This is a genomic window from Streptomyces graminilatus (assembly GCF_001418565.1).
In the GTDB taxonomy this organism is placed as follows: domain Bacteria; phylum Actinomycetota; class Actinomycetes; order Streptomycetales; family Streptomycetaceae; genus Streptomyces; species Streptomyces graminilatus.
Map to the genome: position 1 here is coordinate 1 of NZ_LIQQ01000710.1, position 2,052 is coordinate 2,052.

At 71.6% G+C, this 2,052-nt stretch carries 1 protein-coding gene and 2 pseudogenes; 2 read left to right on the forward strand and 1 reads right to left on the reverse strand.

Annotation, left to right across the window (positions count from 1 at the left end):
* Nucleotides 1-256, reverse strand: a pseudogene (locus AOK08_RS46905) (hypothetical protein); the annotation flags it as partial.
* Between the two features lie 344 nt (nucleotides 257-600).
* Between AOK08_RS46905 and AOK08_RS40395 the strand changes: the two are divergent.
* Together AOK08_RS40395 and AOK08_RS40400 are read left to right on the forward strand one after the other, a co-directional pair.
* Nucleotides 601-1,638 carry an SMI1/KNR4 family protein gene (locus AOK08_RS40395; RefSeq protein WP_055535352.1) on the forward strand — a complete coding sequence of 346 codons (1,038 nt, stop codon included), beginning with the start codon at nucleotides 601-603 and terminating at the stop codon, nucleotides 1,636-1,638.
* Between the two features lie 3 nt (nucleotides 1,639-1,641).
* Nucleotides 1,642-2,052: pseudogene (locus AOK08_RS40400) on the forward strand (SUKH-4 family immunity protein); the annotation flags it as partial.

Genomic DNA, 2,052 nt, shown 5'->3' on the forward strand with positions numbered 1-2,052 from the left:
CCTCCGGCACCGCCGCGACGGTGGGGAGTATGCCGTCGCGGCGGTGCCGGAGGGTGGGGACGCGGGGCGTCTCGCTGGTGCTCCAACCGACTCTCGGGTCGCCGCCGGGTCTGCCGGCCGCACCCCGCATCTCGGGCAGTCCGGGCGCGGGCGTTCCTGGGTAGCCGCCCGTCGCCTGTCCCGTCGGCTGCCCCGCCGGACGTCCTGCCGGACTTCCCGTCGCTGTCCCCGTCTGTGTCGCGTTCATGATCGTCATCCCCTCCGCTGCCTCCCCCGCGCATCCCCTCGGCGGACACAGAGTGCCAAATGGCGTGGCTGGTGCGGAAGCTGGGGCCGTGTGACACGCCCGGGCTTCGCCACACCGTCACGGCGGGGTGACGGCAGGTCACGGAAGCGGGGGTGCCGGTGACCGGTGCCGGTGACCGGTGTCGGCGTACCGCATAGGCTGTTGGGCAGCCGCGATCCGCAGCGCCGTCCGGGTTGCTGTCCGCACTGATGTGCTGACAGTCGGGACGGGGTGATGTGACGTGACGTGATGTGACAGACGTACGGGTCGTACTGATGTACAGGCCTAACAGGACGCCGCAGGGGGCAACCGCCATGACGACAGGTCGGCTCGGGCAGCGAGCCGTGCCACCGAACGCGGCCTATGCCGGGCAGGTCGTGCACTTCCCGGATCCGGTGCGGGCCACTCGGCATCCGAGAGGGGTACGGGTCGACGAGCGCGGCTATCCGGACTTCTCGCTCTACGCGCGTGCGGCGGCGGAGATCGCCGAGCCGCCCGAGGGTTTCGGCGTCGACGAACTGCGGCTGACGGACTACGTGTCGGCGAACGCGGCGCTCGCAGCGTCCGGCCACGAGCTGTGGGACACGGTCCCGGCGGTGGCGACCCCGCACGGCTGGACCTGGCACCACGTACCCGGCGGGCGGCGGCTGGAGCTGGTCCCGGTCGAGGTGAAGGCGCTGCTGCGGCATCACGGCGGGATCGCGACGGCGGCCGTCGACCAGTACAAGCGCGGTACGCGACCCCTCCAGGAGACCCGGCCCGCGCACTTCGCGCTGCCCAAGTCGGCGGTGGCGGTGACCGAGTTGCAGGTGCAGGGTGTCGAGGAGGATCTCGGTTACCGGCTGCCGGGTGCGTACCGGTCGTTCCTGAAGGCGGCGGGCGGGTGCGCGCCGGTGGGCACGGCGCTCGACGCCGAGCTGGGGCTGCTGCTGGACCAGCCGTTCTTCACGGTGCGGGACGAGGCGGCGGTCAACGACCTCGTCTACGTCAACAAGTGTCTGCGGGACCATCTGACGAAGGACTACCTGTGCGTCGGGTTCGTGCAGGGCGGTCTGCTGGCCGTGAAGGTGAAGGGCGAGCGCGTCGGTTCGGTGTGGTTCAGCGCGTACGACGACGCGCGGGACGTCGATCCGACGTGGCCGCCGGACGACCGGGTACGGCGGCTGCTGCTGCCGTGCGGCGACGACTTCGACCAGTTCCTGTCCCGGCTGGCGGGCAATCCGCCGGAGCTGGAGACGGTGGCGAACCTGATGGTGGACGGCGGCTTCGCGCAGGCGGTGCCGCTGCCTTCGGCGTCTTCGGCAACTTCCGCGTCCTCTGCGTCTTCTGCGTCTTCGGTGGGGAGTGACTGACCGATGGTGACTTTCGCGCAGGCGCAGGAGCGCGCCGAGGAATGGGTCAACGGGGATGTGCCGTCGTACCAGCACCGGGAGGTGCGGGTACGGGAGTTCGGGCTCGGGTTCGTGGTCTGGGCGGAGGACCGTGCCGAGGGTCCGCGCTCGGACGGCGGTGCGCAGCGGCTGGTCCTCGCCCGGGACAGCGGCGAGGCCACACTGTGGCCCGCCCTGCCGGTCGGCGAGGTGATCCGCCGGTACGAGGAGCAGTACGGCCGCGCGGACTCCGTCGAAGACGCGGCACCGGCGCCGCCGGCACGGGTCGACCTCAACCAGACGTCGTTCCTGCTGACTCCGCCCGAGTGGTTGCAGGAGGCGGCGGACAAGCTGGGGCTTCCTGACCGGCGGGCGGACGGGAACGGGGACGGGGAC

Bases quoted from the DNA above. Each gene is read 5' to 3' on its own strand.
- AOK08_RS40395 (WP_055535352.1), top strand. From the start codon at position 601: ATGACGACAGGTCGGCTCGGGCAGCGAGCCGTGCCACCGAACGCGGCC.